Genomic DNA, 24,194 nt, shown 5'->3' with positions numbered 1-24,194 from the left:
GACACGACGCCGGACGAGCTCGTCGAGCCCGTCCGGCGTGTGCCGCGCGTGTCCGGTCCCCGGTGCCGGCGATGATCCGCCGGTCGGTCGGTCCGTCGGTACGTCAGTCGTCGGAGGCGCGCACCGGCAATCCGCCCGCCGGCGGCGCGTCCGCGGTGCGGCCCTGCCCCTCGCCCTCACCGCCGCCGGTGCGATCACAGGTGATCTTGTCCGCCGGGTCGTACTTGGTGTGGAACTTCTCCCGCGCCGTCTCCTTGCCGCCCTGGAAGAACACCCGGGTCACGTCGATCTTGAACCCGTCGGACGCTGCCTGCTCCACGCAGCCGGCCGACTTGTCGACCACCGACTTGGGCTTGACCACGTCGTACTTGTTGCCGGGTTCGGCCTTGATGTCGTCGTACTTGCGCGTCCCGAGCAGCGTCACGGTCACCGTGGAGTCGGTGTATGTGGACTCCAGATAGACGTTCTTGCCGGAGTCGTTCTGGAACTTCAGGTCGAGCGAGGGCCAGGCCACGGTGGCCTCGCGGCCGGCCGGGTAGCGATCGATCCAGAAGCTGTGCGGGCGGTGCATGACGTCCTTGAGCCCGGCGAAGAACACCGCGTTGAAGGTCGTCGTGGCCACCTGCGAGACGCCGCCGCCGAAGTCGGTCTGGAAGCGCCCGTTGTTGATGATCGTGCCCTTGGCGAAGCCGTTCTCCGCGGTGCGCTCGCCGACCGTCTTGTTCAGGCTCCAGGTTTCGCCGGGCTTGATCACCGAGCCGGTGATCAGGTCGGCGGCCCGGTGGATGTTGGTCAACCGATACGCGGCGTACGGGTAGTTCGTCGTGTAGGTCGACATCACCTCGGTGATGCCGAGCTTGTTGGCGGCCTCGGTGGTCAGCTCGGGCTCGACCGGACCGAGGTTGACCTTCGCGGTCCGCGCCGCGCCGGTCTTGGCCAGCACCGACAGCAGCGCGTCGGCCGCGGTCGCGCCGGAGACGCCCTTGCCCGCCACCGACGGCACCACGGACACCTTGGCCCCGGCCGCCAACTTGCCCTCGACCTTGAACGTGGCGTTCTTCGGCTTCTCGCCGACCGAGGAGAAGGTCTGCCCCAGTTCGTCCTGCAACCCGTTCACGTCGATCTTGGGCTGTAGCCTGCCGCTGCCGTCCGGGACCATCGTGAGGTACTTGGCGAGCACGATGGGGGTCAGCTTCTGGCTCTTGTTGCCGGCCGTCAGGGTGACCGGTCCGGACATCGCGGGCACCGCGAACTCGCGCATCGCACGGTCGACTTCGGCCTGGTTGACCTTCGGGTCCGCGGCCTTGGTGGGCAGTTCGACCGGACCGTTGCCGTGCAGGAAGGCCGCCTCGACCAGCTTGATCGCGGCGGGGGTGTCCAGCACCTTGCCCTTGCTCGGGGCCACCGCCGCGGCCTGGCCGCCCGCGAACGAGATCCCGCCGTCCGTCTGCGCGCCACCGGCCTCGGCGGCGAGCGCTTCCAGTTCGGCGCCCAGCTTGACCGGGTCCACCACCGTACGCGGCGCCGTCTCCCGGGTCTTGCCGAACATCGCGGGCACCGAGGTGAGCGGGTTCATCCCGCCCTTCGACGCCTCGCTGACCGTCGCGCGGGCGTCCAGGAGCAGTCCGGCCACCGCCGGGGCGAGCTCCAGCTGCTTGCCGGCCAGGGTGAGCTTTATCGGCTTGGTGGTGCGGTCGCCGAGCTTTTGTTCGAGCGTACGCACCGCCTCGTCCCGGGACTGGCCGCCGATGTTGACGCCGAGCACGGAGGTGCCGCGCGGCACCCCGCCGCCGGCGTAGGCCAGCGACGCGCCGTACACCCCGCCGAGGACGGCGAGACCGGCCGCGCACGCGATCAGCGCCTTCGGCTTGCGCCGCGCGGGTCGCGCCGGCGCCGGCCGGGCTTCCTCACGGTTCTCCCCGGCGTCGGCGGGGTGTCCCGCGCCGGTCTCCGTCGCGTGCGCGTCGGTGCTGCCGTACTGCGGGAACCCGTGGTCGGCGGCGTCCTGTTCCTGCCGGGTCTGGTACTCGTACGGTCCCTCGCCCTCGCCGTCCCGGGTCCACCGCGGCGCCTCCTGTGAGGGCAGCGGAGCCTGGCCGCGCAGCACCACCGGCGGGATCGGCCGCGACCCGGGGATCTTGATGCTGACCCGGGTGGTCATGGTCTGGTCGCCCGACTCGGCGTCCGCCTCCTCGGTCGGCGCGACCGGGACCGGCGCGGCCTCGGGCGTGCCGAAGCCGGCGATCAGTCGGCGGCGGCCCACCCGCGGGGGCAGCGCACCGCTCTCGGCCGCCGCGGCCGGCTGGTTCGGCTGGACGACCGGTTCGGTCCCGGGCGGCGGGCCGTAGCCGGCGTCGTCCAGGCTGGCACCGGGCGTGCCCGGGCCGGGCTCGCCCGCGTGGGCGGCCGGCATGCCGGATCCCGGTTGCCCCGGCGGTCGGGGTTGGGCCGGCGGCTGTCCGGGCTGCGCCGGTACGAACGGCGGCGGCCCGTCCGAGAACGGCACGGGACCGGGCGCACCCGTCCCGTCGGCTGTCAGGCTCCTGGCTCCCGAGGCGCCGGGAACGCGCTGGGGCAGCCCGTTGGGTCCCAACTGCGGGGCCGCGTGCCGAGGCGGCTCCGCGACGGGTGGCACATCGTCGTCCGCGCTGGGCCAAGACGAGCCACCGGGCGGCCCCGCGACGGGCGCGGGCCGGGGCGGTTCGTCGTCGAACCACGACGCGAACTCGTCGTCGTCCCCGAACGGATCGGGGGATGGGTGGGGCGACGCGGGCGCGACGGATCGCTCACGGGCAGCGGGCGCTGCCTGCGACTGCCGGCCGACCCGTCCGAAGAACGGATGCGGATCACCGCCGAGGTCGTCGCGGCGCGGCTGCGCGCCCGGGTCGTCGGGCGTGGGGGGCTGGTCGTTACTCACGAAGAACGAGCTCTCCGACAGCTGAAGGTTGCGTGGCGGCGCACGGCCGCCCCCGCCCGGGGTCGGACGGTATCCAGGAAAGTGCGACGACGGTGCGTTGACACACGCCGCGTGCGGGTCGTGACACCGCCTTCGAGGGTTTTCCTGCTCCCCTTCGAAGGCGAGTGGACGAACTCGGCCACCGAGGTTGCCCGGTACGACGGGCTAGAGGAGTCGGTCGCGACGGCCCTGTGGACAGGGCATGACACGCACCGCACCTCGGCAAACACAATACTGCGCTCCCGCCACACCGGTACCCCGCACCGTCGCGTGCCGCATGACACGCGCCGTCGGCAAGCATGGCCGCGCAAGGGCCTCACCTCGTATGCGTCTTGACCGATTCACCCGAAAGAAGGACGGGTTTGATGCCGCCCCAGGGGTAAGTGGCCGAGGCGACACCAAAGATGGTGCCACCGAGCAGATAGATATAGGACAGGAACCCGCTGACGAAGATCCAGTCGCCTTCCGGCTTGGTCCAGCTCGCCAGCCACAACACGGTCAACATCCAGCCCGCCACCGGCACCACCGCCCCGGCCTTCGCCTTGAACAGCGAACCGCCCGCGACGAACAGGGCGCCGCTGCCCGCGAGCGCGACGATCAGCCCGGCGGGCGGGTAGGCCGCCTGGGTGAACGCCCCGATGAAGGCGATCACCACGCCGAGCAGGAACAGCACGACGTATGCCGCGACGCGGCCGGCTTTCTGTGGCACGAGGGCTACCTTACGGGCGCAGTCCGGCGAACAGGTCGTCCTCGCGGCCGTCCGGGCCGGTGGGCCCGAGGTCGCCGCGGACCAGTCGGTAGTGCTCGACCGACATGATGCTCTGGCCGATGTTGTTGGACAGCGCGAAGAAGCCGTCCTCGACCGAGACCTGGGTGGGGTAGGCCCGCAGCGCGTCGAACTTGGCGCCCACGTACTCGCCCGCGTCCACCGCCGTGGTGACCTGGTCGTCGTCCACCGCGAACGGCAGTTCGTCGACCTCGACGGCCGTGAAGGGCACCTCCTGGCCGGCCTCCACCATGCGCTCGATGCCGGCCTTGAGAACCGACCGGGGCATCACGTTGTAGTAGATCTTGGCGATCGTCCAGGACTCGCCCTCGCCCTCGGCGTGGGTCGGGTCGGCGGCCAACTCGGCGGCGCGCAGGGCCACCCGGTGCGCCTGGATGTGGTCCGGGTGGCCGTAGCCGCCGCGCTCGTCGTAGGTGGCGAGCACCTGCGGGCGCACCTCGCGGATCACCGGCACCAGGTGCTCGGCGGCCTCGTCGACGTCGGCCTGCCAGAAGCAGTCGGGCCGCTCGTTGCTCGGCACGCCCATCATCCCGGAGTCGCGGTAGCGCCCCGGGCCGCCCAGGAAGCGCTGGTCGGCGATGCCGAGCACCTTCATCGAGTCGGCGATCTCGGTCATCCGATGCGGCCCGAGCGCGTCCTCGCGGTCGGCGGCCAGGTGGGCCAGCTCGGGGACCAGGATCTCGCCCTCCTCGCCGAGCGTGCAGGTGACGAGCGTGACGTGCACGCCCTCCGCCGCGTAGCGCGCCATGGAAGCGCCGTTGTTGATCACTTCGTCGTCCGGATGGGCGTGCACGAGCAACAGCCGCAGCGGGGCCTCGGTGCGTTCGGTCATGTTCGACAGCCTACGCAGCCGAACCGACGTGCCCGGGGGGCGACCCCCGCGGTCACGGGTCAGCCGGTCGGCATCGCGTGCACGGCGACCAGATAGTCGCCGCCCTCGATCCACGGCTCGCGCGCCCACCCGGCGTACCGGGTGCGCCGGACCAACCCGGCCGCCGCGCACGCGGCCTCGTACTCGTCGACGCCGAGCGTCGCCCCGACCCCGTCGGGGCCGCCCGCGAGGCTGAAGCCGGCGACCAGCACGCCGCCCGGCCGCAACATCGTGGCCAGCGCGCGCACGACCTCGGCCTCGGTGCCCGGGGTCAGGAAGATCATCACGTTGCCCGCGGCCACCACCAGGTCGAAGCTCCCGCGACCGCCGAGCGCCCGCGGCTCCAGGTCGGCGAGGTCGTCGAGCACCCAGGTCAGCCCGGGAGCGGCGGCCTCCGCCTCGGCCAGCATCGAGGCGTCCAGGTCGACGCCGACCACCTCGTGGCCCTGCCGGGCCAACTCGATCGCGATGCGACCCGTCCCGCAGCCCGCGTCCAGCACGCGCGCGGGCTCGTCCAGCAGCTCGTCGCAGAACCGCGCCTCACCGTGCAGGTCCCGCCCTTCCGCGGCGAGCCTGCGAAACCGCTCGGCGTACTCGGGCCCTCGGGTGCCACCGGTATTGGCCAGCCATCGATTGGTCATGGCAGACGAGCCTACAAAGCCCGCCGAACCCGTCATCGCAACGTGCCGACCCCGGGAGCGGCCCCGGGGCCCACGCCGACGAGGCTCGATCAGGAAGCGGGCCCGTCGAAGATCGATCCCGCGACTCGGTCAGAAGTGGATCCCGTTCACCACTCCCGCGAAGCTCATGCCCGCGTCGCGGATGGAGGGGGCCATGGACGTGCTCGACAAATAGAAGCCGAGCAACGCGCAGACGATCGCGTGGACGGGCCTGAGGGAGGACTTCCGGACGAGGAAGACCACGGTGACACCGAGCAGCAGCACGGCGGAGACGGACACCACCACAGTCACGCACCTCCTGTGCGCAGGGGGTCCGGGGCCGACTCGGGGAAACCGGCCTTCGCACCCAAAGGGACATGTCTACACACAGACTGTAAGGCAACGGTCACGAACCGCGTTCACTCGTTCAGCGGGCGCGAGGTGGTGTTCGTACAACCGTCCGCACTCTCCCTCGGTCTCCCCTCCTCCCGCCGTCACCGCCCCCGTACGCTGTGGCGCATGAGCTCGGAGATCACATTTCCCCGGCAATACGCCCGCACGCAGCGCTTCACCCAAGGCGCTCCACGCGGCTTCGGCATCGCCGACCGCCGGATCACATTCCTGCGGTCCAAGGCCGCCGACGACTCCACCACGTGCCTGTGGACGCTGGATCCGCTCACCGGCGTCGAGCGCCTGGTGGCCGATCCCGCGGTCCTGCTCGGTGGCGCGGCCGAGCACCTGTCGGCCGAGGAGCGGGCCCGGCGCGAACGCAGTCGCGAGGGGGCGGCCGGCATCGTCGGCTACGCGCTCGACAGCGTGGGCGACCTGGCCGCTTTCACCCTTTCGGGCCGGCTGTTCGCGGTCTCCCTCGCCACCGGCGAGGCCCCGCGCGAGCTTGCCGTGCCGGGCCCGGTGATCGATCCGCGGCCCTCCCCCACCGGCACGCACATCGCCTACGTGGCCGGCGGCGCGCTGCGCGTGGTGACCGCCGACGGCTCGCTCGACGTCGCGCTGGCCGAACCGGACGGCGACGGCGTCACGTGGGGTCTGGCCGAGTTCATCGCCGCCGAGGAGATGTCCAGGTTCCGGGGCTATTGGTGGGCCCCCGACGGCTCCGCGCTGATCGCCGCACGCGCCGACGACGCGCCGGTGGACCGCTGGTGGATCGGCGACCCCGCGAACCCGGCCGCCGCGCCGACCCGGGTCGCCTATCCGGCGGCCGGCACCGCCAACGCCGAGGTCACCGCGTGGCTGATCGGTCTGGACGGCAACCGCACCGAACTGGGCTGGGATCACGACGCGTACCCCTACCTCGCGAGCGTGCACTGGTCGGCCGGCGGCGACCCGCTGCTGAGTGTGCAGCCGCGCGACCAGAAGCGCCTGCTCACCCTCGCCGTGGACGTCGCCACGGGGACCACCCGCGAACTGCACACCGAGACCGACGACGTGTGGGTCGACCTGATCCCCGGCGTACCGGCGTGGACGCCGGACGGCCGGCTGGTCCGGCTGGTCGACGCCGACGGCGCGCGTCGCCTGGTGGTCGCGGACAAGGAGTCGACCGACCGGCGCCTGTTCGTCCGCACGATCCTGGACATCGCCGACGAGGACGTGCTGATCACCGCGTCGGCCGGCACCGACGCGAGCGCCGCCGAGATCGGCGAGGTGCACGTGTACCGCGTCGCCTCCGACGGGGTCACCCGGGTGAGCACCGAGCCCGGCTGGCACAGCGCGGTGCGCTCCGGCGACACCACGGTGTTGTTGTCCGCCTCGCTCGACCGCTTCGGCACCCGGGTCACCGTGCACCGGGACGGCGCCGAACTCGCCGAGATCACCTCGCACGCGGCCACCCCGGTGCTCACCGCACGAGTCGAGCTGCTCCGCGCCGGGGCCCGCGAGATCCCGTGCGCGCTGCTCCTGCCGACCGGGTTCGACCCCACCTCAGGCGAGCGGCTACCGGTCCTGATGGACCCGTACGGCGGCCCGCACGGCCCGCGCGTGCTCGCCGCCCGCAACCCGCACCTGACCTCGCAGTGGTTCGCCGACCAGGGCTTCGCGGTGCTCGTCGCGGACGGCCGGGGCACCCCCGGGCACTCCCCCGAGTGGGAGAAGTCGGTCCACCTCGACCTCGGCCCGATCACCCTCCAGGACCAGGTGGACGCGCTTCAAGCGCTCGCCGCCGAGCGGCCCTGGCTGGACACCACGCGGGTGGGCATCCGGGGCTGGTCCTACGGCGGCTACCTGGCGGCGCTGGCCGTCCTGCGCCGCCCGGACGTCTTCCACGCGGCGGTCGCCGGCGCGCCGGTCACCGACTGGGCGCTGTACGACACGCACTACACCGAGCGCTATCTCGGCCTGCCGAGCGAACGGCCCGAGGTGTACCGCGAGAACTCGCTCGTCTCGGGGACCGAGCCGGGCGAAGTGGCGGCGACCCGCCGCCCGCTGATGCTGGTGCACGGCCTCGCCGACGACAACGTGGTCGCGGCGCACACCCTGCGGCTGAGCGGCGCGCTCCTCGCGGCGGGCTACCCGCACGAGGTGCTGCCGCTGTCCGGAGTCACCCACATGACACCGCAGGAGCAGGTCGCCGAGAACCTCCTGCTCCTCCAGGTCGACTTCCTGCACCGCGCCCTGGCGCGGCCGGCGACCGACGGCGCCGGCTGACCCGAAGCCGCCCGGAAACACGACAGTGCCCGCCGTTCCGATCGGAACGGCGGGCACTGTCGGGTCGGTGCGCGGTTCAGGACGCGCCGACGATGTCCTTCTCCTCGGCGAAGTGACACGCGCTGTCGTGCGCGCCCAGACCGGAGAGGCCCTTGCGGATCTCCAGCAACGGCTCCTGCTCGGCGCAGATGTCCTGCGCCTTCCAGCAGCGGGTGCGGAACCGGCAGCCCGACGGCGGGTTCGCCGGCGAGGGCACGTCACCGGTGAGGATGATCCGCTCGCGGTGCTCACGGCCGTCCGGGTCCGGCACCGGCACCGCGGACAGCAGCGCCTGGGTGTACGGGTGCGTCGGGTGGTCGTAGATCTGCGCGTCGGTGCCGATCTCGGCGATTCGCCCGAGGTACATCACCGCGACGCGGTCCGAGATGTGCCGCACCACGGAGAGGTCGTGCGCGATGAACAGGTAGGACAGACCCAGTTCGTTCTGCAGCTTCTCCAGTAGGTTGACCACCTGCGCCTGCACCGACACGTCCAGCGCGGAGACCGGCTCGTCCGCGATGATGATCTCCGGGTTGAGCGCGAGGCCGCGGGCGATCCCGATGCGCTGGCGCTGACCGCCGGAGAACTGGTGCGGATACCGGTTGATGTGCTCCGGGTTCAGACCCACCAGGTCCAGCAGTTCCTGGACCCGCCGCTTGCGGTCGCCCCTGGGCGCGACCTCCGGGTGGATGTCGTACGGCTCGCCGACGATGTCGGCGACCGTCATCCGCGGGTTCAGCGAGGTGTACGGGTCCTGGAAGACCATCTGGATGTTGCGGCGCACCGCCTTGAGCGCGCGACCGGACAGCTTCGCCAGGTCGTCGCCCTTGTACAGGACGCTGCCGGCGGTGATCGTCTCCAGGTTCATCAGGAGTCGGGCCACCGTCGACTTGCCACAACCCGACTCGCCGACCAGACCGAGGGTCTCGCCCTTCATCAGGTCGAAGGTGACACCGTCGACGGCCTTGACGGCGCCGATCTTCTTCTGGAAGAGGATGCCCTGGGTGATCGGGAAGTGCTTGACCAGCCCCCGCACCTGAAGGATCGGCTCGCCCTGCGCCACCGGCTTGACGAGCTTGCGCAGATCGGCGGCGGTCGCGCCGCTCGCGGACTCAGCCACGGACTTCTCCCTCCATCACGGTCTCCCAGAAGTGGCAAGCGCTGCCACGCCCGACCGAGATCTCGTGCAGCGGCGGAACCTCGCTGCGACACACGTCCTGCGCGTACGGGCAGCGCGGGTTGAACGCGCAGCCGGACGGGATCCGCATCAGGTTCGGCGGCAGGCCCTTGATCGCGTACAGCTCGCGGCCCTTGTGGTCCAGGCGCGGGATCGACTCGAGCAGACCCTTGGTGTACGGGTGGGTCGGCTGCCGGTACAACTCGCGCACCGGCGCCTGCTCGACGATCCGGCCCGCGTACATGACCGCGATCTTGTCCGCGACGTCGGCGACCACGCCGAGGTCGTGGGTGATCAGGATCAGGCCCATGTTGCGCTCGCGCTGGAGTTCCGCGAGCAGGTCCATCACCTGCGCCTGCACGGTCACGTCCAGCGCCGTGGTCGGCTCGTCCGCGATGATCAGCTCGGGGTCCAGCGCGAGCGCCATCGCGATCATGATGCGCTGGCGCATACCGCCGGAGAACTGGTGCGGGTAGTCGTTCACCCGGTCCTTGGCGGCCGGGATGCGCACCTGGTCCATCAACTCGATGGACTTGAGCTTGGCGTCCTTCTTGGACATCCCGCGGTGCACGGTGAACATCTCGGCGAGTTGGAAGCCGACCGAGTACACCGGGTTGAGCGCGGAGAGCGCGTCCTGGAAGATCATCGAGATCTTCTGGCCGCGGATCTTCCGGCGCTCCTCCTTGGACATCTTGAGCATGTCCTTGCCGTGGAAGCGGATCTCACCACCGGTGATGTGCCCCGGCGGCATGTCCAGGATGCCCATGATCGTCTGCGCGGTCACCGACTTGCCGGAGCCGGACTCGCCGAGCACCGCGAGCGTCTCGCCGGCGCTGACGTCGTACGAGACACCGTTGATCGCCTTGGCCACGCCGTCGCGGGTGCGGAACTCGACGTGGAGGTTGTCCACTTCGAGCAGCGGCGCGGCGGCGGCCGAGCCCGAGCCCTCGGGCTTGTTCTTCGTGTCGATCGTCGTCACTTGTCTGTCCCCTCCCTCAGCGGAGCTTCGGGTCGAGGGCGTCGCGCACCGCGTCGCCGAGCAGGATGAAGCTGAACACCGTGACCGAGAGGAAGATCGACGGGAAGATCAGCTGGTACGGCGAGTCGCGCAGCGCGGTGGTCGCGGAGCTGATGTCCGCGCCCCACGAGATCTCGGTGGGCGGCAGCCCGATGCCCAGGAAGGACAGCGTCGCCTCGGTGGCGATGAAGGTGCCGAGCGAGATGGTCGCGACCACGATCACCGGGGCGATCGCGTTCGGCAGCACGTGCCGGCCCAGGATCCGCGGGGTGCCGGCGCCGAGCGCCCTGGCGGCGACCACGTAGTCGGACTTCTTCACGGTGATCACCGAACCGCGCATGATGCGCGCGATCTGCATCCAACCGAAGATGCCGAGCGCGGCCACCACGGTCCACACGGTGCGGTCCTTGACCGAACTCATGAACACGAGCGCGGCCAGCAGCAGCGGAATGCCGAAGAAGATGTCCGTCATGCGGGCCAGGATGGTGTCCAGCCAGCCACCGAAGTAGCCGGACAGCGCACCGATGAGACCGCCGATGACCACGATCAGCGCGGTCGTGGCCACGCCGACGATGATCGAGGCGCGGGCGCCGTAGACGGTACGCGCGTACACGTCGCAGCCCTGGACGTTGGTGCCGAACCAGTGGTCGCCGGACGGGTCCTTGTTGGTGTCCAGGATCGGGCAGTGCCGCGGGTCGATGTTCGTGAACACACCCGGGAAGCAGGCCATGAACACCAGGAAGAGCAGCAGCACGCCCGACACGTAGAAGCTCGGGCTGTTGCGCAGCTCGCGCCACGCCTCGGCCCAGGCCCCGCGCGGCTTGTCCTGCGGTCCCTGCACGTCGGGCGCCGCGTAGGCGCCGCGCTTCTCCAGGGTCGTGCCCTCTTCGTCCGCGAGCAGCATTCCGGGCAGCTCGATGGCGGACTGGGGCTGCTCGTCGCTGCTGGTCCCCAGTTGTTCGCGCTGCTGCTTGTTCATGTCAGGCATACCGGATCCTCGGGTCCAGGACGGCGTACAGCAGGTCGACGATCAGGTTCATGACCAGGTAGATCATCACCAGCGCCGCCACCGCGCCGACCACTGTCGCGCTCTCGTGCTTGGTGACCGCGAGATAGATCAGGCGGCCGACACCGTCGACGTTGAAGATGCCCTCGGTCACGATCGCGCCGGCCATCAGGGCACCGAGATCCGCACCGAGGAACGTCACCACGGGAATGAGCGAGTTGCGCAGGAGGTGGCGGGTGACCACCCGCCGACGCGGAAGACCCTTGGCGGTCGCGGTCCGGACGTAGTCGGCGCGCATGTTCTCCGCGACGCTGGTCCGGGTGAGTCGGGCGACGAAGGCCAAGGAAAGTGAGCCGAGCACGATGCCCGGCAACAGGAGCTGACTCCAGGTCGCGTCGCCCACGGTGGCGGTGGCCTCGAAAATGCCCCACTCCGAACCCAGCCAGAACTGGGCGACGGTACCGAGCACGAAGACCGGGATCGAGATGACCACCAGCGTGCCGGCGAGAACGAGCGTGTCGACGAACTTGCCGCGGCGCAGGCCGGACAGCAGGCCCAGGCCGACACCGACGACGACCTCGATCGCGAACGCGATCATCGCGAGCCGGATCGACACCGGGAAGGCTCGCTTGAGCTCGTCGGCGACGGGACGGCCGTTGAAGCTCGTCCCGAAATCACCCTGGAGCAGGTCGGTGATGTAGTACCAGTACTGCACGATCAGCGGGTCGTTCAGGTGGAACTCTTCCCGCATCTGGCGCACGAAGACGGGGTCGGCACCCCTGTCGCCGAACATGGCTGCGATGGGGTCGCCACCGAGCTGGTACACCATGAAATAAATCAAGAACGTGGTCCCGATGAACACCGGGATCATCTGGAGCAGTCGCCGTACGACATATCGCCCCATGCCAGCCTCCTGCTGTCGTCGTCGGCCCGAAGCGAGGGATCGGACCAGCAACCGGCGCCGCGGATCGCACGTCGCCGGTCCGGCCGCCACCGGCAAGGTCCGGCCGCACCCGGGGGTGCGGCCGGACCGATGTCAGCGCCGGTTCATGTCCGGATCACTACTTGACGGTGACCTCGGTGAAGACCGGGTTGCCGTACGGGTCGAACTGGACGTTGGAGACCTTGGTCGAGGAGCCGCCCTTGGTCACGTAGTACCACAGCGGGATGGACGGAACGTCCTTCGCCATCTGCTGCTCGGCCTGCTGCCAGAGCTTGACGCCCTCGTTCTGGTCGGTCGCGGACATCGCGCGCTTGGCCAGGTCGTCGAACACCGGGTTGGAGTAGCCCGAGTCGTTGGAAGCGGCATCGGTCTTGTAGATGTCGGCGAGGAAGTTGTCCGGGAACGGGTAGTCCCCACGCCAACCGGTGCGGTACGCGCCGGTCATCTTCTTCTCGGTGATGTCCTTGCGCGCCACGCTGAACTCGGGGTACAGCTTCGGCTCGCAGGCGGTCGGCTGCTTCAGCGCCTCGTTGATGCTGTTGCAGACCGCGGTGACCCATTCCTTGTGCGGGCCGTCCGCGTTCGTGGCGATCTTGAGCGTGCCACCGGGGATGCCGCCGCCGGCCTGGACCAGCTCACGGGCCTTGGCCGGGTCGTACTTGGTCAAATCGCCGGTGATGTCCTTGCTGTAACCCGGGATGTTCGGGGCCAGCCAGTCGGTCGCCGGCTGCTCGGCGCCCTTGTAGATCGCCTTGACGATGCTCGCCCGGTCGATCGCCATGGACAGGCCCTGACGGACCTTCTCCTTGCCCGGCGCGCCCCAGCCGGCGTCGTACAGCGGGAAGCCGATCTTCTGGATCGAGTACTGCGGGGCCTCGATCGCGCGCTCGCCCAGGTCCTTCTTGAAGCTGCCGACCGCCGCCGTCGGGATCTGGTCGATCACGTCGAGCTTGTTGTCGCGCAGCGCCGTGTAGGCGGCGTCGTACGTGGTGTACATCTCCAGACGCACACCGTTGGACTTCGCCTTGTCGTCACCGGCGTACTTGTCGTACTTCTTCACGGTGATCGACTTCTTGTGGTTCCAGCCGCCGTTCGCGGCGTCGATCTGGAACGGACCGTTGCCGATCGGCGCCTCGCCGTACTTCTTCGGGTCCTTGAAGAACTCCTGCGGCAGCGGCGAGTAGACCACGTAGCCGAGGCGCGACTTGAAGGACGAAACGGCCTGGGTCAGCTTGATCGTGAACGTGTTGTCGTCCACGACCTTGAGACCGGACATCTCCTTCGTGGCCGGCGCGCCCTCCTTGGGGTGCACCGCGTCGTAACCCTCGATCAGCTCGAACCAGGTCGAGTTGATCTGCTTGTTCTCGGAGTTGGCACCCCAGTTCCAAGCGTCGACGAAGGACTTCGCCGTGACCGGCTCGCCGTTGTGGAAGGTCCACCCGGGCTTGAGCTTCACGGTGTAGTTCGTCGAGTCCGGGCTGTCCACCGACTGCGCCATGGCCGGCACGGGCTGGCCGGTCTTCGAGTCGTAGGTGTACAGACCGCGGAACATGAGCTGCAGCGGGTAGAACCCACCGGTCTCGTTCGAGTTCGCCGGCTGAATCAGGTTCTGCGGCTCGGTGCTGCTGGCGGAGTAGTAGCCGGCGGGGAGCCCGCTGCCGCCCTTGCTGCCCTTGTCGTCATCGCTGCTGCCACACGCAGTCGCGGCCAGGCCGAGAACGGCCATACCCACGACCCACTTCACGCGCGTTGTTCCGCGCATGGGTTGCCTCCTCATGGAATCACTACCGAAGTGAAGTGCAACGGGGCTCCCAAGCGGGAAGCTTCCGTCACAGCTGCTCGTAGAGTCGGCGCCCCCGAGCGCGTGACCAGGTTCCGAGCACAAGCGGATCTACTATCCGTCACCGATTGGCTGCGACCAATCCCCTACAGGTTTCAGTTTGATCACGTAAATCTGTGATCAATCTCGAAACCCAGACATATGAGACCAGTAATGAAGCCGTATCAAACGGACACCATGTACCGCTGCCCGGAGCATACAGTCCGATGAACGAACACCCATAGCACGGCCCCTACCTCGTCTCACAAAGCGAGAAACGCTACCGAGCGTGACGATACTCGCCCGGCCGAGACGGCCTCCGCCGGCGCATCGGATCCGGTTCAACGCGCGTAGCTGACCTGCAGGAAAGCACGAAAAACGGGATGCCACCAAATCGGTGGCATCCCGTTCCGGAGTGCGATAGAGGGGCGGGTCGTTACTCCGGGTCGGAGACGATGCCCGCTTCCAAGGCCGCCTCGATCCGCTCCTCGGGCATCTCCTCCTCCGCCTTCGCGGTCGCCTCCAACGGTCCGGGGAAGTGGCACGCGACGCGGTGGCCCTGGAGCAGGCTCTCGATCCCGATCAGTGGCGGTTCCTCGCTCGCGCACACGTCCTGCGCCTTGGGGCAGCGGGTCCGGAACCGGCAACCCGACGGCGGGTTGATCGGCGAGGGCATGTCGCCGAAGGCGTGTACCCGTGTCCGGTTCGAGCCCTTGTCCGGGTCCGCCTCGGGCACCGCGGCCAGCAGGGTGTGCGTGTACGGGTGGTGCGGGTTCGCGTACAGCGAGGTGCGGTCGGCGATCTCCACGATCTTGCCGAGGTACATCACCGCCACCCGCTGGGAGAAGTGCCGCACCACCGCGAGGTCGTGCGCGATGAACACGAACGCGATGCCCAGGTCCCGTTGCAGGCCCTGGAGCAGGTTGATCACCTGCGCCTGGATCGACACGTCGAGCGCGGAGACCGGCTCGTCGGCCACGATCAGCCGCGGTTGCAGCGCGAGCGCGCGGGCGATGCCGATGCGCTGACGCTGCCCGCCGGAGAACTCGTGCGGGAAGCGGTTGTAGTGCTCGGGGTTCAGGCCCACCCGCTCCAGCAGCTCCTGGACCCGCTTCTTTCGGCCACCTTCGGGATCGATCCCGTTGACCTCCATCGGCGACGCGATGATCGCGCCCACCGTCTGTCGCGGGTTCAGCGACGAGTACGGGTCCTGGAAGATCATCTGGATCTCGGTGCGGATCGGCGCGATCTGCCGCCGGGTGGCGTGCGTGATGTCCTTGCCGTCGTAGCGGATCGTGCCGCCGGTGGGTTCGAGCAGCCGGCTGATCAGCCGACCGGTCGTGGACTTGCCGCAGCCGGACTCGCCGACCAGGCCCACGCTCTCCCCCGCCGCGACCGACAGGTCGATCCCGTCGACCGCGCGCACGTGCAGTGTCTTGCGGCGGACCAGACCGCCCCCCTTGACGGGGAAGTACTTGACCAGGCCCCGCACGTCGAGCAGCGCCTCGCCGGGCGACGCGGGCGCGGGGTCCGGGGTCGGCGCCGGGGACTCGCTGATCGTCTCGGTCATCGTCGTTCTCCTGCTTTCTACCGTCGTCGGCCGGGCTTGGGCGGTCAGCCGAGCAGCGGGCGGACGTCGTCGATGAAGATCCGTTGCTTGTCCTCGGCGCTCAGGTGGCACGCGGCGCCGCGACCGTCCACCAGGGCGAGCGGCGGGCGCTCGGTCGAGCACCGGTCGCCGCCGACCACGTCGACGTAGTCGCAGCGCGGGTGGAAGGGGCATCCCGAGGGCGGGGACAACAGGCTCGGCGGAGTACCGCGGACCGGCCGCAGCGGGATGTCGACGTCGCCCGAGAGGTTGGGCATCGACGACAACAGGCCCCACGTGTACGGGTGGCGGGGGTTCTTGAGCACCTCGCGCACGGTGCCCTTCTCGACGCTGCGGCCCGCGTACATCACGAGCACGTCGTGCGCCATCGACGCGATCACGCCCAGGTCGTGCGTGATGAACAGGATCGCGGTGCCGAACTCGTCCTGCAGGTCCCGCAGCAGATCGAGGATCTGCGCCTGGACCGTCACGTCGAGCGCGGTCGTCGGCTCGTCGGCGATCAACAGGTCGGGGTCGCAGACCAGGGACATCGCGATCATCGCGCGCTGGCGCATGCCGCCGGAGAAGTGGTGCGGGTAGTCGTTCACCCGGGTCTTGGGGTTGGGGATGCCGACCCGGTCCAGCATCTCGATGGCCCGCGCGTGCGCGTCGTGCCGATTGGCACCGGTGTGCCGGCGGTAGGACTCGGCGATCTGCTCGCCGACCGTGTAGAACGGCGACAGCGCGGTCAGCGGGTCCTGGAAGATCATCGAGATCCGGCGCCCGCGCAGGTCGCGCAGTTTGCGCTCGGGCATCCGGACCAACTCGTGGCCGTCGAACCGGATCTCGCCGTGGATCTTCGTCCGTTCCCGGTTGTGCAGTCCCAGGATGGTCAGCGAGGAGACCGACTTGCCCGATCCGGACTCGCCGACGATGCCGAGCGTGCGGCCCTTCTCGACGTCGAAGGACAACCCGTCGACGGCCTTGACCACACCGTCCTCGGTGCTGAAGTGCACCTGCAGGTCCCGGACCGACAGGAACGCGTCGGGCCGGTCGCCAGAGGAACTCGAATCGCGCTGCTTGACCAGGCTCGGGGTGCCGTCGGTGGTATCGGTGCCGGCGGCCATGTCCTGCTCCCGGGCCTGTTCGTCGGAGACCGTGACATCCGTGGATGCCGCGGGCGTGGTGGGCTTTGACGCTTCGGATTCGGCGGGGCTGGTGGCCGCGCCGCGGCGGAGTCTCATCGCGGGCCGCCCGTCATGACAGCCGTACCCGGGGGTCGATGGCCGCGTAGGCCATGTCCACCGCGAGGTTGGCGAGCATCGTGAAGGTGGCCGCGACCATCACCACGCCCATCATCATCGGCAGGTCCGAGTCGACCACCGAGGTCACCGCGAGCATGCCGATGCCGTGCAGGCTGAAGGTGGACTCGGTGATGATCGTGCCGCTCATCAGGACGCCGATGTCCACGCCCAGGACGGTGACGATCGGGCTGAGCGCGCCGCGGAAGGCGTGTTTGAAGTAGACGCTGCGTCCGGACAGGCCCTTGGCCTTGAGTGTTCGGACGTAGTCCTCGGACAACACGTCGACCATGGTGGATCTGGTGAGGCGGCAGTACATCGCCATATGGATCGTCATCAGACAGATCCACGGCAGCAGCAGAGCGGATGCCCATCCTCCGGGATCACCGAAGAACGATGGGGGGTCCGTCGGTCGGTCGAGCCATCCGAGTTGCTGCACGAAGACGTAGATGAACAGCGGGCCCAGAACGTAGATCGGGGCGGAGCCACTGAGCAGTGCGACGCCGGTGGTCACCTTGTCCGTGGTCTTGCCGCGCTTGAGCGCGGCCAGCACGCCCATCCCGATGCCGATCGTGGTGCACAGCAGGATCGCGCCGATCGCGAGCGACAGGGTCACCGGGAAACGGTCGGACAACTTGTCGAAGACGTTCTCGTTGTTGGCGAACGAGTAGCCCAGACAAGGCGCGTCGCAGGCCTTGTCGCCGATGGTCCGGCCCGTGAAGATCCCCGAGATGAAGATCCAGAACTGTTCGATGAGGGGTTTGTCCAGGCCGAGGTTCTGCCGGACCACTTCGCGCATCTCCGGGGTGCAGTTGCGACCGCACGAAAGTCGTACGACGTCGTCGGCGCCGGAGGCCGCGAAGAAGAGATAGAAGGTGATGCCGCTGACGACGAGCAGGATCGCCACTACGCCGATCAGCCGACGGACCAGGAATCGAAGCATGAGGCCGGGCTTCCTCCGCGATGTGCCCAGGGGGTGGATCCGTCCCGCCGCGTCGGTCCGGGACCCCCGTCTCGGGGTCCCGGACCGAACGCTTCACCGTCGGATCAACCGGAAGAGGGGCTGACGGCTACTACTTGACGAAGACGTTGTGCAGGTCGATCGCACCGTGGATGTTCAGCCCGGCACCACCGATCTGCGGGCCGTAGACGAGACGGTGCCGCTGGTACAGGTACGGGATCGTCGGCACGTCTTCCATGATCTTCTGGTCCAGCTTCATCCACTCGACCGCCTGCTGGTTCACGTCCGTGATCTTGAGGATCCGGTCGATCTCCGTGTTCACGCTCGGGTTGTTGTACTGCGAGTAGTTCTCGCCGTCGTCGACGACCTTGCGACCGTCGAAGACCGGGGTGTAGACGGTGGCGCCGGTCGGCCAGTCCGCGCCCCAGCCGGCCCAGTACAGGTCGCAGGGGGTGTCCAGCTTGCCGATGACGTCGTAGTACTCCTTGTCGGAGATCTCCTTGCGCTCCATCTGGAAGCCCGCCTTGTTCAGCGAGTCGATGATGGGCAGCGCGCGCTCCTGCTGGGTCTTGGACGTGGTGAAGCAGAAGACGACCTTCTGGCCGACCTTGCCCGCCGCTTCCAGCATCTGCTTGGCCTTGGCCTGGTCACCGTCCGGCGGCAGACCGTCGAACAGGCTCTTGTACGGCGCGAAGCCGAGTTGGGTCACCGAGGCGAGCGAGTTCGCGAAGTCGCCCGCGGTCGGGCCGCCTTCGGCCAGTCGGGCCGAGTTGCGCGGGAACGCGGTCAACATCGCCTTGCGCACGTTGACGTCGGTGATCCGCTTGTTGTTGATGTCCCAGCGGTTCGTGTACGGGCCCACGGCGTCGGTGACCCGGTTCTTGAGCGCCGGGTCGGTCGCGATCTGCTGCGCGAAGTTGGCGTCGGGGCGCTCGTTGAGGGTGAACGCGGCGGCGTCACTGCCGGCCGCGGCGGTCAGCCGCTGGAACTGCTGCGGGGCCGCGACCCCGAGTTCGAACTTGAACTGGTCCACGTACTGGTGCCGGATCGCGTCGGTCGCCGGGTCCCAGTTCGTGTTCTTGTCCAGGATCAGGGCCTTGTCCGGCTCGTGCGTGGTGATCTTGTACGGACCGCTCGCGAACGGCTTGCGGTCGTTGTCGTCCTTGGTCTCCTTCGCCTTCGGCATCGGCGAGGAGGTACCCATGGCGACCGCGAACGGGAAGTCGGGGTGCGCCTCGGTCAGCTTGAAGATGATCGTCTTCGCGTCCGGCACCTCGATCTTGTCCGGACCCAACTCCTTACCGTTGAACGGGCCTTCGTACACCTCGAAGTAGTTCTCGGTGCCCGTGAGCCACTGCTGCACCCACTTGGGGCCCTGGTTGTAGGCCTTGTGGAAGGAGCGTTCCACCCCGTACTTGACGTCCGCCGCGACGATCGGCGTGCCGTCCTCGTACTTGAGGTTGTCCTTCAGGGTGAACTTCCAGGTCTTGCCACCGTCGGTGGTGGTGCCCGGGTCCGTGGCCAGGTCGCCGACGAGCGTGGTCTTGTCGCCCTCCTTCTTGTAGAAGGTCAGGCGCCGCGAGACCAGTTCGGAGATGGTCATCAGGTTGCTGACGTACGCGCGCTGGGGGTCCAGGTGCGCGAAGCCGCTGCGGTTGAGGACGCCGGCCACGCCGCCCTTCTTGGCACCGGGGATCTCGGGGGCGGGCCCCTTCGAATCGGCGGCCGTGCCCACCGAGACGGCCGCGGTCTTGGCCTGCGGCTTGCCCTGCTCTTCCTTCTCGTCCCCGCCGCCGCTGCTGCACGCGGACGCCGAGACCGCGAGGGCCCCCACTGCGAGCAACGCGGCGAACCGGTGCTTCCCGGTCGTTGTCATGTAATCCCCTCATCAAGAAATCCGGGTTGACCCGGCTGGTGCCTTACGGCATGCAAGGAAGTGCCAGAAGCAGACGCGAAGGCCGTGACGGAACGCGGTTTATGCGCGTCGACCAGGGACGTGACCACGCCCCCTCATCGGTTGGCCTTGGGGTCCAGCGCGTCGCGGACCGAGTCGCCGAAGAGGTTGAAGGCGAGTACGAAGATCACCATCGCGGCGGCCGGGAAGGCCATGTACGTGACGTCGCTCTGCATGTTCTCGAAGCCCTTGTGGATCATCCGGCCCCAGTCGGGGGTCGGCTCCGTCATGCCGACGCCGAGGAAGGAGAGTGCCGCCTCGGTGGTGACGTAGGTCGGCACCTCGATCGTCGCGACGATCAGGATCGGGGTCCACAGGTTGGGCAGCAGCTCGCGGAAGATGATCCGCCTGGAGCTCGCGCCGCTGATCTTGGCGGCTTCGATGAACTCGCGCTCGCGCATCGACAGCACCTGCCCGCGCAGGATGCGGGCGATCCGGCACCAGCCGAAGAGCGACAACACGATGATCAGCGCCGTGGCCCGCAGCCAGGTCGGCGTGGTCTCGCGGTCGCTCACGAACAGCGCGAGGGCGATCGGCGTGAAGGCGATGAAGAACAGCTGCGACGGCATCGCCAGGAGGGTGTCGATGACCCGACTGATGACGTAGTCGGTCCGACCACCGAGGTAGCCGGCCGTGATCCCCAGGATGGTGCCCATGATCGTGACGATCAGCACCACGATGACCGCGAGCAGCAGGGACGTCCGGATGCCGTAGACGAGTTGGGTCAGCACGTCCCGGCCCAGCGTCGGCTCGATGCCGAACCAGTACTCCCCGGACATGCCACCGTTGGGCGCGATCGGGAACCCGCGGGAGTTGAGCAGCCCGGGCTCGGTCTGGCCGTAACGCGTGTAAGGGTTCTTGCCGTACAGCTTCGAGATCAAGGGCGCGGCAAAAGCGATCACGAAAAAGAAAACCACTATGGCCGTCGAGACCATACCGATACGATCCTTGCGAAAGCGCCGCCATGCCAGTTGGCTCGGCGAACGCCCCACGATCTCTTTCGGTACGGCGCCGACGCCCGTTTTGTCGAGCATCGCGCCGGGTTCCCCTGAAGCCGGGGGTCCGCCCGCTTCCGGGACCAGCTGGGGTTGCATGGTCATTGCCGCAAATACCCCCGAGGTGAGGTCGGGTTCGACCGAGTGCCGTTTGGTTTGGTGGCCGCACGGACTCTCGCAACCCAATTACCCGGACGTCAAGAGGCAGTCAGAGTAAACCTTGAAACGAAAAGTAATTAACATTTACGTTTCTTTGAAAGTTCGAAGTTGATCGATTATTGATCGAATATTTCGCGCACATAGCCAACATAACGAATATAACCGGGCAAAGATATCGACTTGGTCTCAGCATGCGAAAAGCCGGTGACCTGCGGATTCGACCGCAGGTCACCGGCTCGTTTCGGGTCGCCGACGGCGACCGTCAAATGATCAGCGCTTGGCACGCGAGGCCGAGCGGCCGCGCTCCTTCTGATCGAGAACGACCTTGCGGATGCGCACGGTCTCCGGGGTCACCTCGATGCACTCGTCCTCGCGGCAGAACTCGAGCGCCTGCTCCAGCGACAGCTTGCGCGGCGGGATCAGCTTCTCGGTCTCGTCGGAGGTCGACGAGCGCATGTTCGTGAGCTTCTTCTCCTTGGTGATGTTGACGTCCATGTCGTCGGCGCGCGAGTTCTCGCCGACGATCATGCCCTCGTACACCTCGGTGGTCGGCTCGACGAACATCTGGCCGCGCTCCTGCAGGTTCATCATCGCGAACGGCGTCGCGACACCCGCGCGGTCGGCGACCAGGGAGCCGTTGTTGCGGGTCCGGATCTCGCCGAACCACGGCTCGTAGCCCTCGTGCACGCTGTGCGCGATGCCGGTGCCCCGGGTGTCCGTGAGGAACTCGGTGCGGAAGCCGATCAGGCCACGCGCGGGCACCACGAACTCCATCCGGATCCAGCCGGTGCCGTGGTTGGTCATGGTCTCCATGCGGCCCTTGCGGGACGCCAGGAGCTGGGTGATCGCGCCGAGATACTCCTCCGGCGAGTCGATGGTCAGCCGCTCCACCGGCTCGTGGATCTTGCCGTTGACCTCGCGGGTGACCACCTGCGGCTTGCCGACGGTGAGCTCGAAGCCCTCCCGGCGCATGGTCTCCACCAGGATCGCCAGGGCAAGCTCGCCGCGGCCCTGGACCTCCCACGTGTCGGGACGCTCGGTGGGCAGTACGCGCAGCGACACGTTGCCGACCAGCTCGCGCTCCAGGCGGTCCTTGACCAGGCGCGCGGTGACCTTGTGGCCCTTGCCGCCCTTGCCGACCAGCGGCGAGGTGTTGGTACCGATGGTCATCGAGATCGCGGGCTCGTCCACCGTGATCAGCGGCAGCGGACGCGGGTCCTCGGGGTCGGCGATGGTGTCGCCGATCATGATCTCCGGGATACCGGCGATCGCGATGATGTCACCGGGACCGGCCTCCTCGGCGGGCTTGCGCTCGAGCTGGTCGGTCATCAGCAGCTCGGTGATCTTGACCCGCTCGATGGTGCCGTCGTGCCGGCACCACGCGGCCTGCTGACCCTTGCGGATCGTGCCTTGGTGCACGCGGCACAGCGCGATCCGGCCGAGGAAGTTGGACGCGTCCAGGTTGGTCACGTGCGCCTGGAGCGGCGCGCCCTCGTCGTACTCGGGGGCCGGGATGGAGTCCAGGATGGCCTGGAAGAACGGCTCCAGGCTGTCGCTGTCGGTGGGCACGGTGCCGTCGGTGGGACGCACCAGGGTGGCCACACCGTCCCGCGCGCACGCGTAGACGATGGGGAACTCGATCTGCTCCTCGGTCGCGTCCAGGTCCATGAACAGCTCGTAGGTCTCGTCGACGACCTCGGAGATGCGCGAGTCGGGACGGTCGACCTTGTTGATGCACAGGATGACCGGCATCTTCGCCGCGAGCGCCTTGCGGAGCACGAAGCGGGTCTGCGGAAGCGGGCCTTCCGAAGCGTCGACGAGCAGCACGACACCGTCCACCATCGACAGTCCGCGCTCCACCTCTCCGCCGAAGTCGGCGTGGCCGGGCGTGTCGATGATGTTGATGGTGACCGTGGGGCCACCGTCCTTGGGGTGATAGGCGACGGCGGTGTTCTTCGCGAGAATGGTGATGCCCTTCTCGCGCTCCAAGTCGTTGGAGTCCATCACCCGATCGTCCATCTGGTGGTGGGCACTGAACGTGCCCGCCTGCTTCAGCATGGCGTCGACGAGGGTGGTCTTGCCGTGGTCGACGTGGGCGACGATGGCGACGTTGCGGATGTCATGGCGCGTGGGCACGGCTGCGTGTCTCTCGGCTTCAGTCGGGGATGCTACGGACGGGCCGGCGACCGCGAGCCTCCTCAGCCGCGCGATAAGCGTCGCGCGAACCGGCCTGCCTCCTCGGCGCCAAGGTCAATCGTACGGGGAGGAGCGTCCCGCGCTCGGTCCCGGCGCCCGCCGACCGCCGTTCGAAGGCCCCACAGGGCAGAATCCGTAGGTGTGAGCGAGTCTGGCGAGTCCTTCAACGAGCGCATCCGCAAGCGGTGGTCCCGACGGGCCGCCGACCGGCAGGACGGGACCTTTGGGCCCGTTCCATCCGATATGGGGGCCGGTGAGACACCCCCATCGTCCGATCAGGGCACCCCGGCGGGGCGGGCCCGGCTGCTGTACGAACGGGCCACCGAGGCGTATCGCGACGGGGATGTCGCAATGGTCGAACAATTGGCCGATCTGATTCCCGAGGGGCCCGAAAGTGAGCCCTATCGCACTTTCGCACGGGTCCAGGCGCTCGAGGCGCACGCCGACGACGCCGCCGCGGCGGCGGTCGCCCGGGCCTACCTGGACCGGATCGGACCGAGCCACCCGGCCTGGGACACCGCCCGCGCGCTGTTCGGCGAGGTGATGGTGCAGGCGCTGATCATGGGCACGGTGCCGCTCGCGGACAACCTGGCCGCCGCCGAGGAGGCACTGCGCAAACCCGGTGATTCCTACCTGCATCCCTCCGGTGCGACCATCCGGCTCGAATCCGAGGACGACGAACCGCTGCTGATGGTGTTGCACGGAAACGCGCCCAAGGCGGTACGCGCCGCCAAACGCCTGGTGGCCACCGAAAAGCGTTCGTCGCGCGCCGGGCACGCCGACGCGTTGTGCACTTTCGCGCTGTGCGTGTGCGCCGAGGGCGACATCGTCGCCGCGCGCGAGGCGCTCGCCGAAGCGGAGCGCATTCTTCCCGGCCGGCCGCGAATCGGCGCGACCCGTACCCGGGTGGAATCCAGCCCGGCGGCCACGATGCGCATCGAGGACCGTTAAGCCTCGCGAAGATCGTTAAACCTCGACTTTCCCGCCCGTCGCGGAGATCCTCGAACCCCGTTCGTCCTGATCACCGGAATTCGATCTTGTTCCTCGAAGATCGAATTCCGGTGATCTTTTCGTCGTTGATCATGTTTTCCCGATCTGTGACCC

At 68.5% G+C, this 24,194-nt stretch carries 18 protein-coding genes; 2 read left to right on the top strand and 16 right to left on the bottom strand.

Features of this window, described 5'->3' with window-relative positions; translation table 11 throughout:
- Nucleotides 1-103: 103 nt before the first annotated feature.
- The 5 genes from ACIRL2_RS21210 to ACIRL2_RS21190 all read right to left on the bottom strand — a co-directional run bounded on the left by ACIRL2_RS21210 (nucleotide 104) and on the right by ACIRL2_RS21190 (nucleotide 5,585).
- A complete protein-coding gene (locus ACIRL2_RS21210; RefSeq protein WP_402233976.1) occupies nucleotides 104-2,917 on the bottom strand; it encodes a VanW family protein in 2,814 nt (937 codons plus the stop codon).
- A 355-nt stretch (nucleotides 2,918-3,272) separates the two neighbouring features.
- On the bottom strand, nucleotides 3,273-3,665 hold the full coding sequence (locus tag ACIRL2_RS21205; protein ID WP_395870483.1) for a DUF6113 family protein: 393 nt from the start codon (nucleotides 3,663-3,665) through the stop codon (nucleotides 3,273-3,275).
- Nucleotides 3,666-3,675: 10 nt separating this feature from the next.
- A complete protein-coding gene (mshB, locus tag ACIRL2_RS21200; RefSeq protein WP_395870481.1) occupies nucleotides 3,676-4,575 on the bottom strand; it encodes an N-acetyl-1-D-myo-inositol-2-amino-2-deoxy-alpha-D-glucopyranoside deacetylase in 900 nt (299 codons plus the stop codon).
- 59 nt (nucleotides 4,576-4,634) lie between these two features.
- A complete protein-coding gene (locus ACIRL2_RS21195; RefSeq protein ID WP_402233974.1) occupies nucleotides 4,635-5,255 on the bottom strand; it encodes a class I SAM-dependent methyltransferase in 621 nt (206 codons plus the stop codon).
- A gap of 129 nt (nucleotides 5,256-5,384) precedes the next feature.
- A complete protein-coding gene (locus ACIRL2_RS21190) occupies nucleotides 5,385-5,585 on the bottom strand; it encodes a DUF2304 domain-containing protein (RefSeq protein WP_395870477.1) in 201 nt (66 codons plus the stop codon).
- A 207-nt stretch (nucleotides 5,586-5,792) separates the two neighbouring features.
- On the opposite strand from ACIRL2_RS21190, the gene ACIRL2_RS21185 reads away from it, so the two are divergent.
- Complete coding sequence (locus tag ACIRL2_RS21185) at nucleotides 5,793-7,934, top strand: prolyl oligopeptidase family serine peptidase (protein WP_402233972.1); 2,142 nt, start codon at nucleotides 5,793-5,795, stop codon at nucleotides 7,932-7,934.
- 76 nt (nucleotides 7,935-8,010) lie between these two features.
- On the opposite strand, the gene ACIRL2_RS21180 is transcribed toward ACIRL2_RS21185, so the two are convergent.
- The 11 genes from ACIRL2_RS21180 to typA all read right to left on the bottom strand — a co-directional run bounded on the left by ACIRL2_RS21180 (nucleotide 8,011) and on the right by typA (nucleotide 23,030).
- On the bottom strand, nucleotides 8,011-9,093 hold the full coding sequence (locus tag ACIRL2_RS21180) for an ABC transporter ATP-binding protein (protein WP_395870473.1): 1,083 nt from the start codon (nucleotides 9,091-9,093) through the stop codon (nucleotides 8,011-8,013).
- Nucleotides 9,086-10,129 carry an ABC transporter ATP-binding protein gene (locus ACIRL2_RS21175; RefSeq protein ID WP_395870471.1) on the bottom strand — a complete coding sequence of 348 codons (1,044 nt, stop codon included), beginning with the start codon at nucleotides 10,127-10,129 and terminating at the stop codon, nucleotides 9,086-9,088. The genes ACIRL2_RS21180 and ACIRL2_RS21175 overlap by 8 nt, the downstream gene beginning before the upstream one ends.
- 16 nt (nucleotides 10,130-10,145) lie before the next feature.
- Nucleotides 10,146-11,156, bottom strand: coding sequence for an ABC transporter permease (locus ACIRL2_RS21170; protein WP_402233969.1), 1,011 nt, complete (start codon nucleotides 11,154-11,156; stop codon nucleotides 10,146-10,148).
- Nucleotides 11,149-12,078, bottom strand: a complete 930-nt coding sequence (locus tag ACIRL2_RS21165; protein ID WP_402233967.1) for an ABC transporter permease — start codon at nucleotides 12,076-12,078, stop codon at nucleotides 11,149-11,151. Before ACIRL2_RS21165 ends, ACIRL2_RS21170 begins: the two co-directional genes overlap by 8 nt.
- Before the next feature lie 157 nt (nucleotides 12,079-12,235).
- Nucleotides 12,236-13,879 (bottom strand): ABC transporter substrate-binding protein, encoded by a 1,644-nt coding sequence (locus tag ACIRL2_RS21160; RefSeq protein WP_402233966.1) that lies wholly within the window; start codon nucleotides 13,877-13,879, stop codon nucleotides 12,236-12,238.
- A 493-nt stretch (nucleotides 13,880-14,372) separates the two neighbouring features.
- The gene (locus tag ACIRL2_RS21155; RefSeq protein WP_395870463.1) at nucleotides 14,373-15,506 is read right to left on the bottom strand and encodes an ABC transporter ATP-binding protein; all 1,134 of its coding nucleotides are present in this window, start codon (nucleotides 15,504-15,506) and stop codon (nucleotides 14,373-14,375) included.
- 44 nt (nucleotides 15,507-15,550) lie between these two features.
- Nucleotides 15,551-16,768 carry an ABC transporter ATP-binding protein gene (locus tag ACIRL2_RS21150; protein ID WP_395870461.1) on the bottom strand — a complete coding sequence of 406 codons (1,218 nt, stop codon included), beginning with the start codon at nucleotides 16,766-16,768 and terminating at the stop codon, nucleotides 15,551-15,553.
- Between the two features lie 13 nt (nucleotides 16,769-16,781).
- Entirely contained in the window at nucleotides 16,782-17,768 is a 987-nt protein-coding gene (locus ACIRL2_RS21145; protein ID WP_395870459.1) for an ABC transporter permease, read from the bottom strand.
- 130 nt (nucleotides 17,769-17,898) lie between these two features.
- Nucleotides 17,899-19,662: an ABC transporter substrate-binding protein gene (locus tag ACIRL2_RS21140; protein ID WP_395870457.1), complete on the bottom strand. Its 1,764-nt coding sequence runs from the start codon at nucleotides 19,660-19,662 to the stop codon at nucleotides 17,899-17,901.
- A gap of 134 nt (nucleotides 19,663-19,796) precedes the next feature.
- Nucleotides 19,797-20,840: an ABC transporter permease gene (locus ACIRL2_RS21135; RefSeq protein WP_395870455.1), complete on the bottom strand. Its 1,044-nt coding sequence runs from the start codon at nucleotides 20,838-20,840 to the stop codon at nucleotides 19,797-19,799.
- A gap of 324 nt (nucleotides 20,841-21,164) precedes the next feature.
- Complete coding sequence (gene typA, locus ACIRL2_RS21130) at nucleotides 21,165-23,030, bottom strand: translational GTPase TypA (RefSeq protein ID WP_395870453.1); 1,866 nt, start codon at nucleotides 23,028-23,030, stop codon at nucleotides 21,165-21,167.
- Nucleotides 23,031-23,231: 201 nt separating this feature from the next.
- Here typA and ACIRL2_RS21125 point away from each other — a divergent pair, with 201 nt between their 5' ends.
- Entirely contained in the window at nucleotides 23,232-24,041 is an 810-nt protein-coding gene (locus tag ACIRL2_RS21125; protein ID WP_395870451.1) for a hypothetical protein, read from the top strand.
- Nucleotides 24,042-24,194: the final 153 nt, after the last annotated feature.

The organism is Embleya sp. NPDC127516 (assembly GCF_044765325.1).
Lineage (GTDB): Bacteria > Actinomycetota > Actinomycetes > Streptomycetales > Streptomycetaceae > Embleya.
The sequence above is the reverse complement of the archived record's forward strand: the minus strand, read 5'-3'. Positions and strand labels throughout refer to the sequence as shown.